Origin of the sequence: Streptomyces sp. NPDC101225, from assembly GCF_044767585.1 — a bacterium.
Classification (GTDB): Bacteria; Actinomycetota; Actinomycetes; order Streptomycetales; family Streptomycetaceae; genus Streptomyces.
On record NZ_JBIWOE010000035.1, the window covers coordinates 79,666 to 95,713 of the forward strand.

Annotated in this window: 18 protein-coding genes and 2 pseudogenes; 16 read left to right on the forward strand and 4 right to left on the reverse strand. The window is 72.3% G+C overall.

The window, feature by feature from the left end; all coding sequences use genetic code 11:
* Positions 1-20 precede the first annotated feature (20 nt).
* The 3 genes from ACIRPX_RS35205 to ACIRPX_RS35215 are packed head-to-tail and all read left to right on the forward strand — an operon-like array spanning position 21 to position 1,001.
* Complete coding sequence (locus ACIRPX_RS35205; protein WP_404202917.1) at positions 21-266, forward strand: sulfurtransferase TusA family protein; 246 nt, start codon at positions 21-23, stop codon at positions 264-266.
* Positions 263-661 carry a YidH family protein gene (locus ACIRPX_RS35210; RefSeq protein ID WP_404202919.1) on the forward strand — a complete coding sequence of 133 codons (399 nt, stop codon included), beginning with the start codon at positions 263-265 and terminating at the stop codon, positions 659-661. The genes ACIRPX_RS35205 and ACIRPX_RS35210 overlap by 4 nt, the downstream gene beginning before the upstream one ends.
* A gap of 1 nt (position 662) precedes the next feature.
* A complete protein-coding gene (locus ACIRPX_RS35215) occupies positions 663-1,001 on the forward strand; it encodes a DUF202 domain-containing protein (protein WP_404202921.1) in 339 nt (112 codons plus the stop codon).
* 467 nt (positions 1,002-1,468) lie between these two features.
* Here ACIRPX_RS35215 and ACIRPX_RS35220 read toward each other — a convergent pair whose 3' ends face one another.
* Together ACIRPX_RS35220 and ACIRPX_RS35225 are read right to left on the reverse strand one after the other, a co-directional pair.
* Positions 1,469-4,204 (reverse strand): cation-translocating P-type ATPase, encoded by a 2,736-nt coding sequence (locus ACIRPX_RS35220; RefSeq protein WP_404202923.1) that lies wholly within the window; start codon positions 4,202-4,204, stop codon positions 1,469-1,471.
* Positions 4,205-4,206: 2 nt separating this feature from the next.
* Entirely contained in the window at positions 4,207-5,100 is an 894-nt protein-coding gene (locus tag ACIRPX_RS35225) for a universal stress protein (protein ID WP_404202925.1), read from the reverse strand.
* 235 nt (positions 5,101-5,335) lie between these two features.
* Here ACIRPX_RS35225 and ACIRPX_RS35230 point away from each other — a divergent pair, with 235 nt between their 5' ends.
* Entirely contained in the window at positions 5,336-5,551 is a 216-nt protein-coding gene (locus tag ACIRPX_RS35230) for a hypothetical protein (RefSeq protein ID WP_404202927.1), read from the forward strand.
* On the opposite strand, the gene ACIRPX_RS35235 is transcribed toward ACIRPX_RS35230, so the two are convergent.
* Positions 5,545-6,438: a universal stress protein gene (locus ACIRPX_RS35235; protein WP_404202929.1), complete on the reverse strand. Its 894-nt coding sequence runs from the start codon at positions 6,436-6,438 to the stop codon at positions 5,545-5,547. The genes ACIRPX_RS35230 and ACIRPX_RS35235 overlap by 7 nt on opposite strands.
* Before the next feature lie 356 nt (positions 6,439-6,794).
* On the opposite strand from ACIRPX_RS35235, the pseudogene ACIRPX_RS35240 reads away from it, so the two are divergent.
* Positions 6,795-6,992 (forward strand): annotated as a pseudogene (locus ACIRPX_RS35240) (deferrochelatase/peroxidase EfeB); the annotation flags it as partial.
* 105 nt (positions 6,993-7,097) lie between these two features.
* Here ACIRPX_RS35240 and ACIRPX_RS35245 read toward each other — a convergent pair.
* A complete protein-coding gene (locus ACIRPX_RS35245; protein ID WP_404202931.1) occupies positions 7,098-7,784 on the reverse strand; it encodes a DUF2202 domain-containing protein in 687 nt (228 codons plus the stop codon).
* A 173-nt stretch (positions 7,785-7,957) separates the two neighbouring features.
* Here ACIRPX_RS35245 and ACIRPX_RS35250 point away from each other — a divergent pair, with 173 nt between their 5' ends.
* The 11 genes and pseudogenes from ACIRPX_RS35250 (at position 7,958) to ACIRPX_RS35300 (ending at position 15,859) form a co-directional block, all read left to right on the forward strand.
* Entirely contained in the window at positions 7,958-8,191 is a 234-nt protein-coding gene (locus tag ACIRPX_RS35250; protein ID WP_404202933.1) for a response regulator, read from the forward strand.
* A gap of 848 nt (positions 8,192-9,039) precedes the next feature.
* Positions 9,040-9,813 carry a sensor histidine kinase gene (locus tag ACIRPX_RS35255; protein WP_404202935.1) on the forward strand — a complete coding sequence of 258 codons (774 nt, stop codon included), beginning with the start codon at positions 9,040-9,042 and terminating at the stop codon, positions 9,811-9,813.
* A 68-nt stretch (positions 9,814-9,881) separates the two neighbouring features.
* Positions 9,882-10,208, forward strand: coding sequence for a rhodanese-like domain-containing protein (locus ACIRPX_RS35260; protein ID WP_404202937.1), 327 nt, complete (start codon positions 9,882-9,884; stop codon positions 10,206-10,208).
* Positions 10,209-10,254: 46 nt separating this feature from the next.
* The gene (locus ACIRPX_RS35265) at positions 10,255-11,484 is read left to right on the forward strand and encodes an FAD-dependent oxidoreductase (RefSeq protein WP_404202939.1); all 1,230 of its coding nucleotides are present in this window, start codon (positions 10,255-10,257) and stop codon (positions 11,482-11,484) included.
* A gap of 128 nt (positions 11,485-11,612) precedes the next feature.
* Positions 11,613-12,998: a rhodanese-like domain-containing protein gene (locus ACIRPX_RS35270; RefSeq protein WP_404202941.1), complete on the forward strand. Its 1,386-nt coding sequence runs from the start codon at positions 11,613-11,615 to the stop codon at positions 12,996-12,998.
* A gap of 89 nt (positions 12,999-13,087) precedes the next feature.
* Positions 13,088-13,402: pseudogene (locus ACIRPX_RS35275) on the forward strand (rhodanese-like domain-containing protein); the annotation flags it as partial.
* A gap of 8 nt (positions 13,403-13,410) precedes the next feature.
* The gene (locus tag ACIRPX_RS35280; protein WP_404202943.1) at positions 13,411-14,382 is read left to right on the forward strand and encodes a sulfite exporter TauE/SafE family protein; all 972 of its coding nucleotides are present in this window, start codon (positions 13,411-13,413) and stop codon (positions 14,380-14,382) included.
* Between the two features lie 79 nt (positions 14,383-14,461).
* Positions 14,462-14,740, forward strand: coding sequence for a metal-sensitive transcriptional regulator (locus tag ACIRPX_RS35285; protein WP_404202953.1), 279 nt, complete (start codon positions 14,462-14,464; stop codon positions 14,738-14,740).
* Positions 14,741-14,773: 33 nt separating this feature from the next.
* Positions 14,774-15,079, forward strand: coding sequence for a three-helix bundle dimerization domain-containing protein (locus ACIRPX_RS35290; RefSeq protein ID WP_404202945.1), 306 nt, complete (start codon positions 14,774-14,776; stop codon positions 15,077-15,079).
* A complete protein-coding gene (locus ACIRPX_RS35295) occupies positions 15,076-15,243 on the forward strand; it encodes a hypothetical protein (protein ID WP_404202947.1) in 168 nt (55 codons plus the stop codon). Before ACIRPX_RS35290 ends, ACIRPX_RS35295 begins: the two co-directional genes overlap by 4 nt.
* Before the next feature lie 10 nt (positions 15,244-15,253).
* Positions 15,254-15,859: a class I SAM-dependent methyltransferase gene (locus ACIRPX_RS35300; RefSeq protein ID WP_404202949.1), complete on the forward strand. Its 606-nt coding sequence runs from the start codon at positions 15,254-15,256 to the stop codon at positions 15,857-15,859.
* Positions 15,860-16,048: the final 189 nt, after the last annotated feature.

Genomic DNA, 16,048 nt, shown 5'->3' on the forward strand with positions numbered 1-16,048 from the left:
CCCGGAAGGGAGCGCCCCACATGCCCGACATCACCGAGGACCAACTCGTCGACGCACGTGAGCTGATGTGCCCGATGCCCGTCATGGCCGCGACCAAGGCCATGCGGCGGCTCCGCCCGGACCAGGTGCTCAAGATCCTCGCCACCGACCGCGGTTCGCTGTCCGACATCCCCGCCTGGGCCGACGCCAACGGCGACGAACTGCTCGACTCGGGCGAGGACGACGGCGTGTACGTCTTCTACGTCCGCAAAGCCGACCAGGAATGAGCGACCCGGAGCGGGCGCCAGGCGCCGTACGCGCGGACGACACCGCGGAGGACGGCACCGAACCCGACGCCCGGTTCACCTTCGCCAACGAACGAACCTTCCTGGCCTGGCACCGCACCGCGCTCGCCCTCGTCGTCGCAGGGGTGGCCATCGTCCAGCTCCTGCCCGCGTTCCCCGGCGTGCCGTGGGGCCGCCACCTGCTCGCCATCCCCCTTATCGCCCTCGGTACCGTCGTCTCCGTCGCCAGTTACCGTGAATGGGTCCGCGACCAGCGGGCCCTGCGACTCGGCGAACCACTTCCTCCCTCGCGGCTGCCCAGGATCCTGGCCACCGCCATCACCGCGCTGTCCATCACCGCGGCCGTCCTCGCCGTGGTCGCACCGGCCAAGGGCTGACGTGAGCGCCGCCCCCGGCCACGACCGCCGGCCCGACGATCACGGCGGCACCCGCGACCCGGGGCTCGCCCGCGAGCGAACCCAACTGGCCTGGGTGCGCACCGCCATCTCCTTCGCCGCCGTCGGCGTGGCGATCCTGCGCACCGACCGCCCCGTCGGCGCCGTCGTCATCGTCATGAGCGCCGCGGTCTGGAGTCTCGGGCAACTGCCCGCCCACCAACGCGCCGAAGGCGGCCGCGGCCACGGGCTCACCCAGCGCCGCACCGTGCAGCTGATCGCAGCGACGACCACCCTGGTGTCGCTGGTCGCCCTCGCCCTGATGTTGCAGCGTCGGCCGTGAGGCGTGGGTGTGGGTGATGTGGTCGGCACGACGATCTGCCGCAGCGCCTCGGCCTGCGGACCGGGCCGGCGGCACGACCCGTGCCGGTGGAGGCGCTCCAGCAGCCGACAGGCGTCGCCGCCGGCGGCGAGGATCCTGCTCAGAAGGCCGTTGCGCCGGCACGGTCGGTGGCGAGCGCGCAGCCGGCGGCCAGGGCGCCTCACCGTGGCAGTGGTCGGCCTGATCGTCGAAGGCGTCACCGACCTCAACAACGCTCCGTAGTCCGGCGCATCGGGGTTCCACCGGTACCGTGCGTCCTCGCTTTTCAACAGCACGCCCGCCTCGACCATCCGGCCGAGAGTGTCACTCCCCTCCCGCGTCCGTCCGTGTGCATTCGGGCCGACGCCAAGCCCCGGATGGCTGTGCCGCCCAGTGCCACTGGGTCCCACGTGCTGCCGGTGGACCCATCGGCCGTCGGCCGGAGGTTGTCACCCCCGGCGCGGGCGTTGCGCACGGGGGGCGCGCGAGAGCCACGCCCGCCCGGCACGCCAGGCTTGTTCGGTCAGGACCACCGTGGAGGCGGTGGCCGGACAGATCGCCCACTGCGCTACGCCAAGGGGGACGGTGTCGAAGACGCCCTGGGCGAACGGCGCCTGCACGGCGACGACCTGGAGGACGAGGACTGCGGCCAGGGAGATCCACAGGGTGCGGTTGTGCAGCTGGTGGCGGCCCAGGACGGGATCGTCCTCGCTGCGGGCGACCAGGGCGTTGAACAGCTGGAACAGGACGAACGTGGTGAACGCCATGGTGGCCGCGGTCGCGGCATCGGTGAGCTGACGGGCGGCGGCGAAGACGGCCACGGTGCCGGTGGCCATGACGGCGCCGGAGCGGGTGATGGCGGCCAGGCGGCGCGTGTTCAGGATGCGTTCGTCGGGCGAGCGGGGCGGGCGGTGCATCACGTTGCCCCGCGGGGGATCGACTCCCAGGGCCATGGCGGGCGGCCCGTCCATGATGATGTTGACCCACAGCAGCTGGATCGCGGACATGGGGGCGGGCAGTCCGGCCAGCACGGTGACGAGCAGGGTGAGGATCGCACCGATGTTCGTGGACAGCTGGAACCGGACGAAAGTGACGATGTTGTCGTAGATGGAGCGGCCCTCGCGCACCGCGCGGACGATGGTGGAGAAGTCGTCGTCGGTGAGCACCATGTCGGCGGCCTCTTTGGCGACGTCGGTGCCGGTGATACCCATGGCGACGCCGATGTGGGCGGCTTGCAGGGCGGCGGCGTCGTTGACGCCGTCGCCGGTCATGGCCACGATGTGGCCACCCTCGGACAGGGCGCGCACGATGGTGACCTTGTGTTCCGGGGCGACGCGGGCGAAGACGCCGATGTCCTCGATGCGGCCCGCGAGGTCGTGCTCGCTCATCCGGGCCAGTTCGGCGCCGGTGACGACCTCGCCGGTGATGCCGAGTTCACGGGCGATGGCGGTGGCGGTGTCGGCGTGGTCCCCGGTGATCATCTTGACGGTGACGCCGGCGGCCCGGGCCAAGGCGACGGCGTCGCGGGCCTGGGGGCGGGGCGGGTCGGCGATTCCGGCGATCGCGGTCAGGGTCAGCCCCGACACGTCGTCAGGGTGCGACTGGTCGGTGACCGCGGTGGCGGCGCCGAGGACGCGCAGGCCCTGGCGGCCCATCCGCCGGGCGGCGTCGTTGACCTCCCGGCGGCGCTCCGCGGTGAGCGGAGCGGGCCCCTGGTCGGTCAGGAGGTGGGTGCAGCGGTGCAGCAGGACATCGACGGCGCCCTTGGCGCAGACGCGGGTGGATCCGTCGGCGTCGGTGTGGAAGGTGGCCATGTACTTGGCGGCCGGGTCGAAGGGCACCTCGCCGTCACGTGGCACGTGGATGCGCTCGTCCTCGGTGTCGAGGCTCGTCTTGGCGGCGAGTACGAGCAGCGCCGCCTCGGTGGGATCGCCGATGATGCCGTCCGGGGTGAGGCGGGCGTCGTTGCACAGCACGAACGGCCTGAGCGCCTCGTGCAGTTGCGCAGTGCGCTCGCCGTCGGTGGAGCGTACGGTGCCGGCGGTGTCGTAGCCCTTGCCGGTCACCTCGTACAGGCGCCCGGCACTCCACAGGGCGCGGGCGGTCATCTCGTTCAGGGTCAGTGTGCCGGTCTTGTCGCTGCAGACCACGGTCGCCGAGCCCAGTGCCTCCACGGAGGCCAGGCGTTTGACGATGGCGCCGCGGCCGGCCATGCGGTGGACGCCCAGGGCCAGGGTGAGAGCGAGGACTGCGGGCAGTCCCTCCGGGATCGCGGCGACCGCCAGCGCCACGGCCCGAAGCGCCAGGTCGGCCAGGTTCTCGCCGCGGATCAGGGCGACGAGCGCGTAGGCGGCCACGGCGATCCCGCTGACCAGGGCCAGCCACCGGCCCAGGCTGTCCATCTGGACCGCCAGTGGGCTGGGTGGTTCACCGCCGGTGCGCAGCGCCTCGGCGATCGCGCCGACCTCGGTGCGCATGCCGGTGGCGGTGACGATCATCTCGGCACGGCCGCGGGTGAGCGCGGTGTTCATGAAGAGCACGCCGGTGCGCTCGGCGACGGGCACGGTCTCGTCGCCGTCGGCCGTGCTGGGCGCAGTCGTCTTGGCGACCGGCTGGGACTCTCCGGTCAGCGCGGCCTCGGCGGCCTCGACCGACGCGGCGACCGTGAGACGCCCGTCGGCCGGTACACGATCGCCGGCTTCCAGCAGGACCACGTCGCCGGGCACCAGTTCCCGCGCCGGCACCACCGTCACCCGGCCCTCACGGCGCACCCGGGCGGTGGGCACCAACATCTGGCGCAGCGCCTCCAGGCTGCGCTCGGCACGGCGTTCCTGCAGGTAGCCGAGGACGGCGTTGATGGTGAGGACGATGGCGATGACGAAGGCGTCCTTGATGTCGCCGATGATCCCGGCGACCACGGCGGCGACGAGCAGCATGCCGATCAGCCAGTTGCGGAACTGGTCCAGCAGGCGCAGCCACTGCGGCCGGCGGCCCGGCTCGGCCAGTTCGTTGGCTCCCCAGGTGCCGGTCCGCCGCCGAACGTCGTCCGTGGTCAGGCCCGTGGCCGGTACCACGCCGAGCAGGCCCGCCACCTCGGCGGCCTCCCGCTGGTAGGCGTCCGTGACCGGTTCCAGCCGACCGGGAGGCGCCTCGGGCCCGGCAGTGCTGCGGGTCTGCTGGGGCATGGTCACTCCTTGCCGCGGACGACGGTGACGGTGACGGTGACGGTGCAGTGGGCATGGTGCAGCAGGGCCTGGCCGACCGAGCCGAGCAGCAGAGCGGTGAAGCCGCCGCGGCCCCTCGCCCCGGTCACCACGAGCTGCGCCTGCCGGCTGACGTCGATCAGGGCGGGGCGGATGCGGGAGCGCACCGGCCGCCGCTCCACGGCGACCTGCGGAACATCCTCCTGACTGGAGGCAACTGCCACGTCCATCAGGTGCTGCCCGGTCTCGCGGAGGTGGGCGACGTCCACCACCACGGCGGTCAGCGGGTCGCCGGGGCCTTCGTAGGCGCCCTCGCTCCAGGTGTTCCACACGTGCCGTGCCACCAGGGGTGCCTTGCGCAGTGCGGTCTCGGCGAACGCGAACTCCACCGCCGCCTGCCCCGCCGGGGAGCCGTCCACCGCCAGCAGCACCGGACCGGTCGGGGCAGCGCGTCCGCGTACCACCATCAGCGGGCAGCGACCATGGGCGGCCAGACGCACAGCCGTCGAACCGAGCAGCAGCCCGGCGAAGGCGGAGCGGCCCCGGCTGCCGAGCGCCGCCGGCACCGCCGAACGCGACTCGATCTCCAGCACCTCGAACGCCTCACCGGCCCCCACGGACCGGGTGATCTCGATGCCCGGGGCCACCTGGTGCGCCCTTTCCTCGGCGCGGGCCAGCACCCCGAGCGCCATCGCCTCCAGGCCCTGGTCACCCGGGTTCCATGGTGCCGTGCCGGTCGGCAGACGCACCGAGGGACGGCCGAGGGCGAGCACGATCCGCAGCGGCGCTTCGCGCGGGTGCGCCTCACGAGCCGCGAGATCGACCGCGTCGAAGCCCGAGGCGGAACCGTCCACCCCGACGATCACCGGGTCGCTCATGCCGCACCCCCTCTCCGTGACCTCATCTGCGGGCAGCGGCTCTCAGCACCCAGGATCGGAGCGCCCGCCGCACGGCGGCAGGGGCCATCAGGCCGCACCTGGGACCGCTCGGCCTCGCCGATTCCGTGCGAACGGACACGACAGTGACAGCACCCCGTACCGATCAGACCGGGCACCGCAGCCACCGGCCCGGGTCCATCGGCACCTGCCGCCCGTCCGTACAGGAGGCACGGCCGTGCGGGCCGGCACCGCCCTCGTCGCCCGCGGCGACTTCTCCGTCGTCATCGTCGGCCTCGCCGGCACTGCACAACAGCGCCTCGGGGCACAACACCGCCTTGGGGCCCTCGTCACCGCGTACGTCCTGCTTCTCGCCGTGTGCGGGCCCGTCCTGACACGGGCCACCCCGACGCGCCCGGAATCTCCCTCTCCCGTCACGCGCGGCCTTCAGTGACGTTCGCCCGCTCCCCGCACCACCACCACCGGACAGTGCGCGTGATGCAGCAGAGCCTGGCTGACCGACCCCAGCAACAGGCCCGCGAAACCGTCCCGCCCCCGCGCCCCGAGCACCATCAGCTGAGCAGTGCGGCTCGCCTCGATCAACGCCTCCCGCGTCCTGCCATGCACCACCTTGTGCTCCACGGCCACCTCCGGATACCGCTCCTGGTGGCCGGCGAGTGCCTCGGACAGCAGGCGGCCTTCCTCCTCTGCCAGCGCGCCCGGCGGGTTCGCGTACGGCAGGGACGGATCCTGCGGCGCAGGCAGCGACGCGTTCCACGTGGTCCAGGCGTGCAGGGCGGTCAAGCCAGTCTTGCGGAACGCCGCCTCGGAGAAGGCGAAGTCCACCGCCCGCTCACCGGCGGGCGAGCCGTCCACACCCAGCACGATCGGCCCCTCGGCACTCGGCTGATCACGCACCACCAGCACAGGACACCGCCCGTGCGCCACCAGATGCACCGCCGTCGCGCCCACCAGCAGCCCCACGAACCCGCCCATTCCCCGGGAGCCGACCACGACCAGCTCGGCTGCACGCGACTGGGCCTCCAGGACCGTCAGCGGCTCACCGGTCACCACGACGTGACTGACATCGACCTCCGGCGCCGTCTTGCGGGCACGCTCCACCGCCTCGGCCACCAGGTGTTCGACCCTGTTCCGGATCCCGCCATCGGGCGGGCCCAGCGGCCACGGCCCCAAGGGCACGTGCGTCGCCGGCCACAGGAACGCATGCACGACCCGCAGGCCCGCCTCGCGCAGCCGTGCCTCGCGGGCGGCCACCTCCACCGCGGCGAGACTCGAGGCCGAGCCGTCCACGCCCACGACCACCAACCCGCTCGTCACCATGTCTCCCACCTCCGGACGCCAACGCCCCTCCACCTTCAGGTTCGCCCCGGCTGCCCCTCCCCGCCATGGGGCCTGACGGCCCTACCCGCGCCGACCATGGCGTCCCGCAAGGCAGAAGGGCCTCAACGCCGACGTCGTCGCCCACGACCAGTTGTTGCGCGGCGTGGTCACCGGCTCCCCGACATCCCCCGTGCACCGGTCGTACCGACCACCGCCCTGTGGCACACGCGACGCGCCCCGCGTCCGACGACTGCTGCGGATCGATCTGCACGAAGTGACGGACGAACGGCCGGGTTCACCGTCACGCCGCCTGACCGGCCGACGATCGGTCCTGCCGCGGCTCGCGGCGCCGCTGGACGGGTGGTCGGCTCATCCGCATGCTGGTGGAGTTCCGGGACCGGGTCTCGATCACCGAGCAGGAGCGGATGTTCGGCCGTGCCCGCGACACCGGCGCGCCCCTGGACGGCCGCCATGAGAAGGACACACCGCAGTACGCGCAGGATCCCCAGGGTGACGTGATCCCGCTACGGCGGCCGTGTAGACGCCGGCCTCCCTCCGGCGAACCTCGACGGTCCCGGCCAGGTACAGGCCGGGACCGTCTCCCCTTGCTCGTCCTAATCGTCCTACTCCTCCTGCTTGTCCTACTCCTCTTGCTCGTCCTACTGGTCGGCGATCCAGTGCTCGAATGCCGTCAGGTGCCTCTCGGAGGCGGCGAGCAGGTTGGTGTACACCTGGCGCGTGTCCGGGGCGGTGAGTCCGGACAGCGCCTTGTTCAGTGCGGCGATGTCGTCGGTCTCGACCGTGCGGCCCGCCTTCAGGGCTCCGGTCAGGCTGTCCTCGCCCTGCTTCAGGAGCCGGTCGTAGGTGGCCTGGACGGCCGGGTCGGTGAACTCACCGGCCGGCTTGCCGGCGGTCGGGTCGGTGACGTCATAGCGGTCCAGCAGGGTGCGCACAGCGGTCAGGTGCTGGGTCTCGGCCGCCGAGATCCGCTCGAAGACACGCACGTCGTAGCGTTCGGCGAACGCCGTGTAGAGGTCGTGCGCGAGCTTCTCCTCCTCGGCCATGCTCGTCAGCGTGGCCTTCTGAGCGGCCGTCAGGGTTCCCTGCTCGGCCAGGGCGGCTCCGTCGCAGGTTCCGTCGTGTTGCCGGATGCCGTCCGTGGGGCCGCCGTGGTGACGCGCCTGGTGCTGAGCGTCCGTCAACATGCCCTGGGACGTGGTCTGCGCGGCCACCGGGCCGCCGCTACCGCTACCGGGGTCCGCGATCACCGGGCCCACCGCCAGCACGCCGCCGATGGCGAGAGCACTCGCGGTGACCGCTGTCGCGATCTTGATGTTGCGCTTCATGGCGACCCTCCTCGGTTCCGTGGGAGCGTCTTCCGTTCCCCACACCGTCACCGTCGCGCCGGGCCCTGCAGTCGCCGTGCGGTACGTGTGGAGACGGGATGGAGACATCGGCCGGGCGGGTTCGACTGTTCGGCCCCTCCCGGGGGCGTCCGCGAGGCGCGTAGATGTGGGACATGGGCTCCGCCGTGCTCGTCGTCGAGGACGAGCAGGAGATCCGCGAGCTGTTGCGCCACTACCTTGAGCGCGCCGCATACGGCGTGCTCACGACCGGCACGGGCGCCGAGGCCGTGCGGCTGCTGGGTGAGCTTGGGATCGATCCGACGCTGCTGGATCTCGGGCTGCCGGGCGTGGACGGTGACGAGGTGCTGCGGCCCGTGAGCACGGGCGGGTGCCGGTGGTGGTGCTGACCGCTCGTACGACCGTCGAGGACCGTATCCACGGGCTGCGGCTGGGCGCCGACGACTACGTGACCAAGCCGTTCAGCTCCACCGAGGTGGTACTGCGGGGGCATGCGGTGCTGCAGCGGGCCGGGGGTCCGGCGACGGGGGCGGCACCCGTCGTGTCGTACGGCGAAGGACGCCTGCGGATCGACGAGGCCCGGCACGAGGCGGTGCTGGACGGCAGCGCGACCACGGCGAACGCGGCGAACAGCCGTCGGCCAAGCGGGCCGAGCCGTCGCAACCGACCGCGGGCTCAGCAGTGCCCACCAGGCGGACCGGCAGAGTGCCGCCGACCAGGTGGCCGCGGACGTCGCCGACGCCTACCGCACGGCGGGCGGCTGGTCGACGGCCGACCTGTCGGCGGCACGCTGCGTCGCAACCGGCGCCGGCGCGGTCCTCACGGTGCGCAACGCGGACGAGGAGATGATCTCCGGCGGCTCCGGCTCCGGGTCGGCGGACGAGCCCGGCGTGTCCGGCTCGGGCCGCAGGCATCACGGGCAGGGCGCCGGTTCGGGGCCCGGTGCGAGCGCTCCGGTGGTGGTCGACGGCCACACGGTCGGCTCCGTGCGCCTGGTCTTCCCGTCCGGATCCGGCTCGGCGGGTCCGTCCGTCGCCTGGGGCTGGATCGCCGCAGCCGCTGCCGGCGCACTCGCCCTGGCGCCGGCCGTGAGCTGGTTCGTCACCCGCCGCCTGACGGCCCCCGTGGTCCGGGTCGCGTCGACCGCCCGTGCGCTGGCCGCCGGGGACCGCAGCGCACGGGCCCCCGGATCGACGCACCCGGGGAACTGGGCGACGTCGCCCGCGCCTTCGACGCCATGGCCGACGACGTCAACCGCGTCGAGCAGGCCCGCCACCGGCTCGCCGCCGATGTCGCCCACGAACTGCGCACGCCTCCGGCCTCGTTGCAGGCCGGGCTCGAGGAACTGCGCGACGGCTACGCCGAGGCGCCGGCCGAGCGCCTGGCTTCCCTGCACGACCAGACCCTGCGGCTGGGCCGCGTCGTCGACGACCTCGGGAAACCGGCGGAGGCCGAGTCGGCCCGGCTGTCCCTGCACCTGACCGAGGTGGATCTGACCGCGCCGGCCGTCGCCGCCATGGCCGAACGCGAGGCCGAGTTGCGCACGGCGGGGATGACGGTACGCATCGTCCCGGGCCCCGCTCCCCTGCCGGTCCGCGCCGACGCCGACCGGCTGCACCAGACCCTCGGCAACCTGCTCAGCAACACCGCCCGCCACTGCCGCCCCGGTGACACCGTCACCGCCACCACCTCAGCCACGCCCATCGAGGCGCTCGTCGAGGTGGCCGACACCGGTCCGGGCATCCCCGCCGAAGAGCATCCGCATGTCTTCGACCGTCTGTGGCGCGGGGCCCGCGCTCGTTCCGCGGGCGGCAGTGGCATTGGTCTGGCCGTGGTCAAGGAGCTGGTCAGCGCCCACGGCGGCACGGTCACGGCGGACTCCGGACCGGGCGGCGGGACGCGGACGACGCTCCGGCTGCCCCGGGCCGCGCCCCACGGGTCGCGGCTCGTTTCCGGCCCTGGCGTCGAGCCTCGGCTTGCCTCCGAGGCAAATACCCCTAGGGGTATTTGACGCTCCCCTCCGTACCGCCGTACTCTCGTCGACAAGATACCCCTGGGGGTAATTGAGGAGGCAACGAAGTGGCTCGTGAAACAACACAGGAGGCGTTCGCGGCGGCCTGGGCCGACGGCGCACTCGTGATCGACGTACGACAGCCCGACGAGTACACGGCAGTGCACGTCCCCGGCGCGCGGCTGATGCCGCTGCGCACGGTGCCCGCCCGGTGCGGCGAACTGCCCACGGACCGGCCGGTGTTCGTGATCTGCGCCAGCGGCAACCGCAGCAGGACCGCCGCCGACTGGATGACCTCCCGCGGCATCGACGCCTACTCCGTGGCGGGCGGCACCGGCGCCTGGGCCCGAGCCGGACGCCCCGTCGCGGCCGGTTCGCACGAGCACGTCGCCTGACCCCGACCACCACCCACCCCGTGGCCGACCGGGAAGGAGCCCCGCCATGGCCGCCACCCCCTCCCCCACCGACACCCCGATCTCCGGCCGACACCGCGTCGTCGTCATCGGCGGCGGCAGCGCCGGCATCAGTGCCGCCGCCCGCCTGCGCCGCGCCGGCGTCAGCGACATCACGCTGATCGAACCGTCCGACACCCACTGGTACCAGCCCCTGTGGACCCTGGTCGGCGGCGGCCAGGCACCCCTGCGCACCACCCGCCGCCCCGAAGCGTCCGTCATCCCCGACGGCGTGCGGTGGATCCGCCGCCGCGCAGTGGCCGTCGACCCCGACACCCGCACCGTGGTCCTGTCCGGCGACGCCGAACTCACCTACGAGTACCTGATCATGGCGCCCGGACTCCAGCTCGACTGGGACGGCGTGCCAGGCCTGGCCGAGGCCGTCGGCCACGACCGGGTCAGCAGCAACTACGCCCCCGAGTACGCCCCGCGCACCTGGGACCTGATCCGGCAGATGCGCTCGGGCACCGCGGTCTTCACCCACCCGGCGACCCCGCTCAAGTGCGGCGGCGCCCCGCAGAAGATCGCCTACCTGGCCGCCGACCACTGGCGCAAGCAGAAGGTCCTCGACGACATCCGCATCATCCTCGCCCTCCCGGACCCGGCGATGTTCAAGGTGCCCGCCTGGTCGCGCGTCCTGGATCAGGTGGCCGCCCGGTACGGCATCGAGGTGCGGCTGCGCTCCGAGATGACCGCCCTCGACGGCGACGCCCGCGAGCTCACGCTCACCGACCACGCCGACGGCACCAAGGAGAGCGTCGGCTACGACCTCCTGCACGCCGTGCCGCCACAGAGCGCTCCCGACTGGATCAAGACGAGCCCGCTCGCCGACGCCGCGAGTCCGCAGGGCTTCGTCGCCGCCGACAAGCACACCCTCCAGCACCCCTCCTACGACAACGTGTTCGCGCTCGGCGACGTGGCGAACCTGCCCACCTCCAAGACCGGCGCGGCCGTGCGCAAGCAGGCCCCGGTCGTGGCCGGCAATCTGCTCGACGTCATGAAGGGCCGGGCCCCGTCGCACCGCTACGACGGCTACACCTCCTGCCCGCTGGTCACCGCCCGCGACCGGATGCTGCTCGCCGAGTTCGACTACGACCTCAACCCCACCCCGTCGTTCCCGCTGCTCGACCCCTTCAAGGAGCGGCGCACGATGTGGCTGTTCAAGCGGTACGGCCTGCCGCCCATCTACTGGAACGGCATGCTCACCGGCCGCCTCTGACCGGTCGGCCCGGGCCTCCCCCGACCCGGGCCGGCCACCATCCCCGCCCCGTCGACCAGGGCGGACCAGACTTTTCTCCATACCCCCCCTGGGTATTCAGCCCTCTTCGAACTGGAGGTCACCCGACCATGTTCTTCGCCCAGTACTACCTCGACTGCCTCTCCCAGGCGTCCTACATGATCGCCGACGAGACCACCGGCAAGGCCGTCGTCGTCGACCCCCGCCGCGACGTCTCCGAATACCTCACCGACGCCGCCACCCACGGTTTCACCATCGAGGCCGTCATCAACACCCACTTCCACGCCGACTTCCTCGCCGGCCACCTGGAACTCGCCGACCGCACCGGCGCCTGGATCGGCTACGGACAGCGTGCCGAGGCCGAATACCCCATCCACAAACTGGTCGACGGCGAACGCATCACCCTCGGCGACGTCACGCTCCAGATCCTCGAAACCCCCGGCCACACCCCGGAGTCCATCAGCGTCGTGGTGCACGAGCACGCCGACGACACCGTCCCCTACGGCGTCCTGACCGGCGACGCGCTGTTCATCGGCGACGTCGGCCGCCCCGACCTGCTCGCCTCCATCGGCGTCACCGCCGACGAACTCGGCAAGATGCTCTACGACACCATCCAGCACAAGTTGATGGCCCTCCCGGACGCCGTCCGCGTCTTCCCCGCCCACGGCGCCGGATCCGCCTGCGGCAAGAACCTCTCCACCCAGCGCCAGTCCACCATCGGCGAGCAGCGCGCCACCAACTACGCCTGCCGGCCCATGAGCGAGGAGAAGTTCGTCGAACTGGTCACCGCGGGCCAGCCCTCCGCACCCGCCTACTTCGTCTACGACGCCATCCTCAACCGCAAGGAGCACGGTCTGTTCGACGCGGCCGCCGCACCCCGCCCGCTGTCGGCGGAGGAGTTCATGCAGCGGCGCGCGGCGGGGGCGGTCGTCCTCGACGCCCGCTCGCCGCAGGACTTCGCACCCGGGCATCTGCACGGCTCGGTCAACGTGCCCGCCGACGGCCGCTTCGCCGAACAGGCCGGCATGGTCGTCGCCCCCGAGCAGGACGTCATCGTCATCGCTCCCCAGGACCGCGAGGAAGAGGTCGTCACCCGGCTCGCCCGGATCGGCTTCGACAAGGTCGGCGGCTACCTGCGCGAGCCCGAGGGCGCCTTCCCCGCGCTGGCCGACAAGATGGAACAGGCCAGCCGCCTGACCGCCGACGAACTGCGCCGCCTGCTCGACGGGGACGAACCCCCGCTGGTCCTGGACGTGCGCAACACCGGCGAGCGCGAAGAGGGCCTCATCGAGGGCTCCCTGCACATCCCGCTGGCCGAACTCGCCCACCGCGCCGACGAGATCCCGGCCGACCGGCCCCTGGTCGTGCACTGCGCCGGCGGCCACCGCTCCTCCATCGCCGCCAGCCTGCTGCGCCACCAGGGCCGCACCGACATCTCCGACCTGCTCGGCGGATACGGCGCCTGGCTCGCCCTGCCCGCGCCCGCCGACGTCTGATCCACACCGCTCCCGGGCGGCGGCCGGGGACTCCGGCCGCCGTCCGGACCCCCTCACAAAAAGCGCTTCACGGACAGCGAGGAACCCCGATGACCTTCCACGCCGACAAGCCACGCCTCGATCCCGCGACCCTGCGCGAGCTGACGCGGTCCGGTGAAGGCCCGCGCCTGCTGGACGTGCGCACACCCGGGGAGTTCCGCACCGTCCACATCCCCGGCTCCTACAACGTCCCCCTCGACACCCTGCGCGAGCACCGCGCCGAACTGCGCCACCTCGACGAGGACGTCATACTCGTCTGCCGCTCCGGCGCCCGCGCCGCCCAGGCCGAACAGGCCCTCACCGAGGCCGGACTGCCCAACCTGCGCGTCCTCGACGGCGGCGTCACGGCGTGGGAGACGGCCGGAGGCCGGTCGTGATCGCCCTGGTCATCGCCGCGTCGCTCCTGATAGGGGTGGCTCTGGGCATCCTGGGCGGCGGTGGGTCCATCCTGACGGTGCCCGTCCTGGTCTATCTCGCCGGGATGGGCACCAAGGAGGCCATCGCGACGTCGCTGTTCGTGGTGGGCGTCACCAGCGCCGCCGGAGTCGTCCCGCACGCACGCGCCGGACGGGTGCGGTGGCGCACCGGACTCCTGTTCGGCGTGGCCGGCATGAGCGGCGCGTACGCGGGCGGCCGACTGGCCGAGTTCATCCCCGGCACCGTGCTGCTCATCCTGTTCGCCCTGATGATGATCGCCACCGCCGTCGCCATGATCCGCGGCCGGCGCCGGACGCCGGGGCAGACCCCTCGTGAACTCCCCGTCGGCGCCGTCCTGCTGAACGGCGTGGCCGTCGGCCTCGTCACCGGCCTGGTCGGCGCCGGCGGCGGCTTCCTCATCGTCCCCGCGCTGGCCCTGCTCGGCGGGCTGCGGATGCCGGTCGCCGCCGGCACGTCCCTGCTGGTGATCGCCCTCCAGTCGTTCGCGGGGTTCGCCGGTCACCTCTCCGGCGCGCACATCGACTGGACGTCGGCGGGCACGGTGGCGGCGACGGCCGTGGTCGGCAGCCTGCTCGGCGGCCACCTGGCCGGGCGCATCCCGCAGGACGCACTGCGCAGAGCCTTCGGCTGGTTCGTCGCCGCCATGGGCGTCTTCGTACTGAGCCGGCAGATCAGCTCCGACCTGCGCCACACCCTGCTCACCAGTCCGTGGACCTGGGCCTCCGTTGCCGCGGCGGCGGGGATCGCGTTCATCCGGTACATGCTGCGCAACACCGAGCGGACGCGGAGCCTGACCAACGACGTACCGGCCCCCTCGATCGAGGGAAACACACGCACGGTCCCCCACTCCACAGGTGAGGGCACCGTCCATACCATCGGCACCGCGTCATCGCCGCACGACGCGTAGCGGCGCCTCCCGAATCTCCGACGAACCCGCCCCCTGGAGGTGTCCGGTGACGCACGAGACAGAAGTCGCGAGAGAAGTCGTGAACCTCGTGGACGAGGAAACGGACTCATGGGCCGAGGTACTCAACCGGTTGCGGCGGGCCCAGGGACAACTGGCCGCGGTCATCACCATGATCGAGGCGGAGCGGGACCGCAAGGAAGTCGTCACGCAACTGGCCGCGGTCTCCCACGCCCTGGACCGGGCCGGCTTCAAGATAGTGGCGGGCGGCATTCGCCAGTGCCTCACCGAACGCCAGCGGGGACGCACTCCTCCGCTGAGCGAGGCCGAACTGGAGAAGCTGTTCCTGACCCTGGCCTGACCATCCGGACTCCATACCTCAGGGGGTATGAAGATGACCTTTCTCCCCGTCCTCACCTCCGGGGCCGTCCCGCCGGGCAACCGCTGCCCCGACACGCGGCCGGCCGGCCCCCCGACACCGGCGGCAGAGCAACGCGCCCGCCAGGACGTCCAGGCGCGGCTCGAGCGCCGATTCCCGGATGTCCCGTCCGAGACGCTGGAGACCACAGCGGCCGAGTCGTTCGCGCACTTCGCCGACGCGCGCGTGCGCCACTACGTTCCCGTTCTGGCCTTCAAACGCGCCTCGCGGCACCTGTCCGGCCGCTACGGCACCCGGGACGCTGCAGGCGGCGTGGCATGAGACCGACGCCGAAGTGCGTTCTCGACCGGTCCCGTCCCTGCAACGCCTGCATCGCCCCGGACCCCAGCAGTTGTCCCTACCCGTATCTGCTCGCCGGGGACGACGCGGAGGTCCTGGACGACGACGACCGTCCGGACCAGGACTCCACTCACCCGGAGGAATGAGGTGTACACGATGGACGCAACAGGCTGGGACGAGCGGTACCGCGGCAGCGAGCTGGTGTGGAAGGCGGAGCCCAACCGGTTCGTCGAACAGGAGTTGGCCGGTCTGGAACCGTCCGGACGAGCGGTGGACCTCGCCGCCGGGGAGGGACGTAACGCTGTCTGGCTCGCGGAGCAGGGCTGGGAGGTGGACGCCGTGGACTTCTCCGCCACAGGACTGGAGAAGGCCGAACGGCTGGCCGTCGACCGGGGCGTCCGGCTGCACACCATCCATACCGATCTCACGCTCTGGGCACCCCCGGAAGCGACGTACGACCTCGCCCTGATCGCCTATCTGCACCTGCCCTGGCCACACATGGCACAGATACTGCCCCGGGCCGCCACCGCCGTACGCCGAGGCGGAACGCTGCTGCTCGTCGGCCACGACGCGGCCAATCCCGAGCACGGTCACGGCGGCCCGCAGGATCCGCGCGTGCTCTACAGCGCCGGGCAGGTCGCCGATCTGTGGCGGCCGTACGCCGACATCCTGCGGGCCGAGGCGGTCACCCGGCCGGTGACCGACGCCAAGGGCGGAAGCCGTACGGCCCTCGACGCACTCGTCCACGGCGTTCGAAGATGACACCCGCGGGGTCGTGCGCGGGTCAGGCCGGTGTTCGGGCTTCGTCGCCAGGTACCAGTCGGTGACCTTGACGCTGTCGTCCGCCAGCCGGGCAGGCGGCCATCTCAGGTGTAGATGATCTGGCTGCCGGCCGCACGGTCGTAGAACTCGCCGACCGTGATGATGTCCTGGACCTGGTCGACGAGGTCG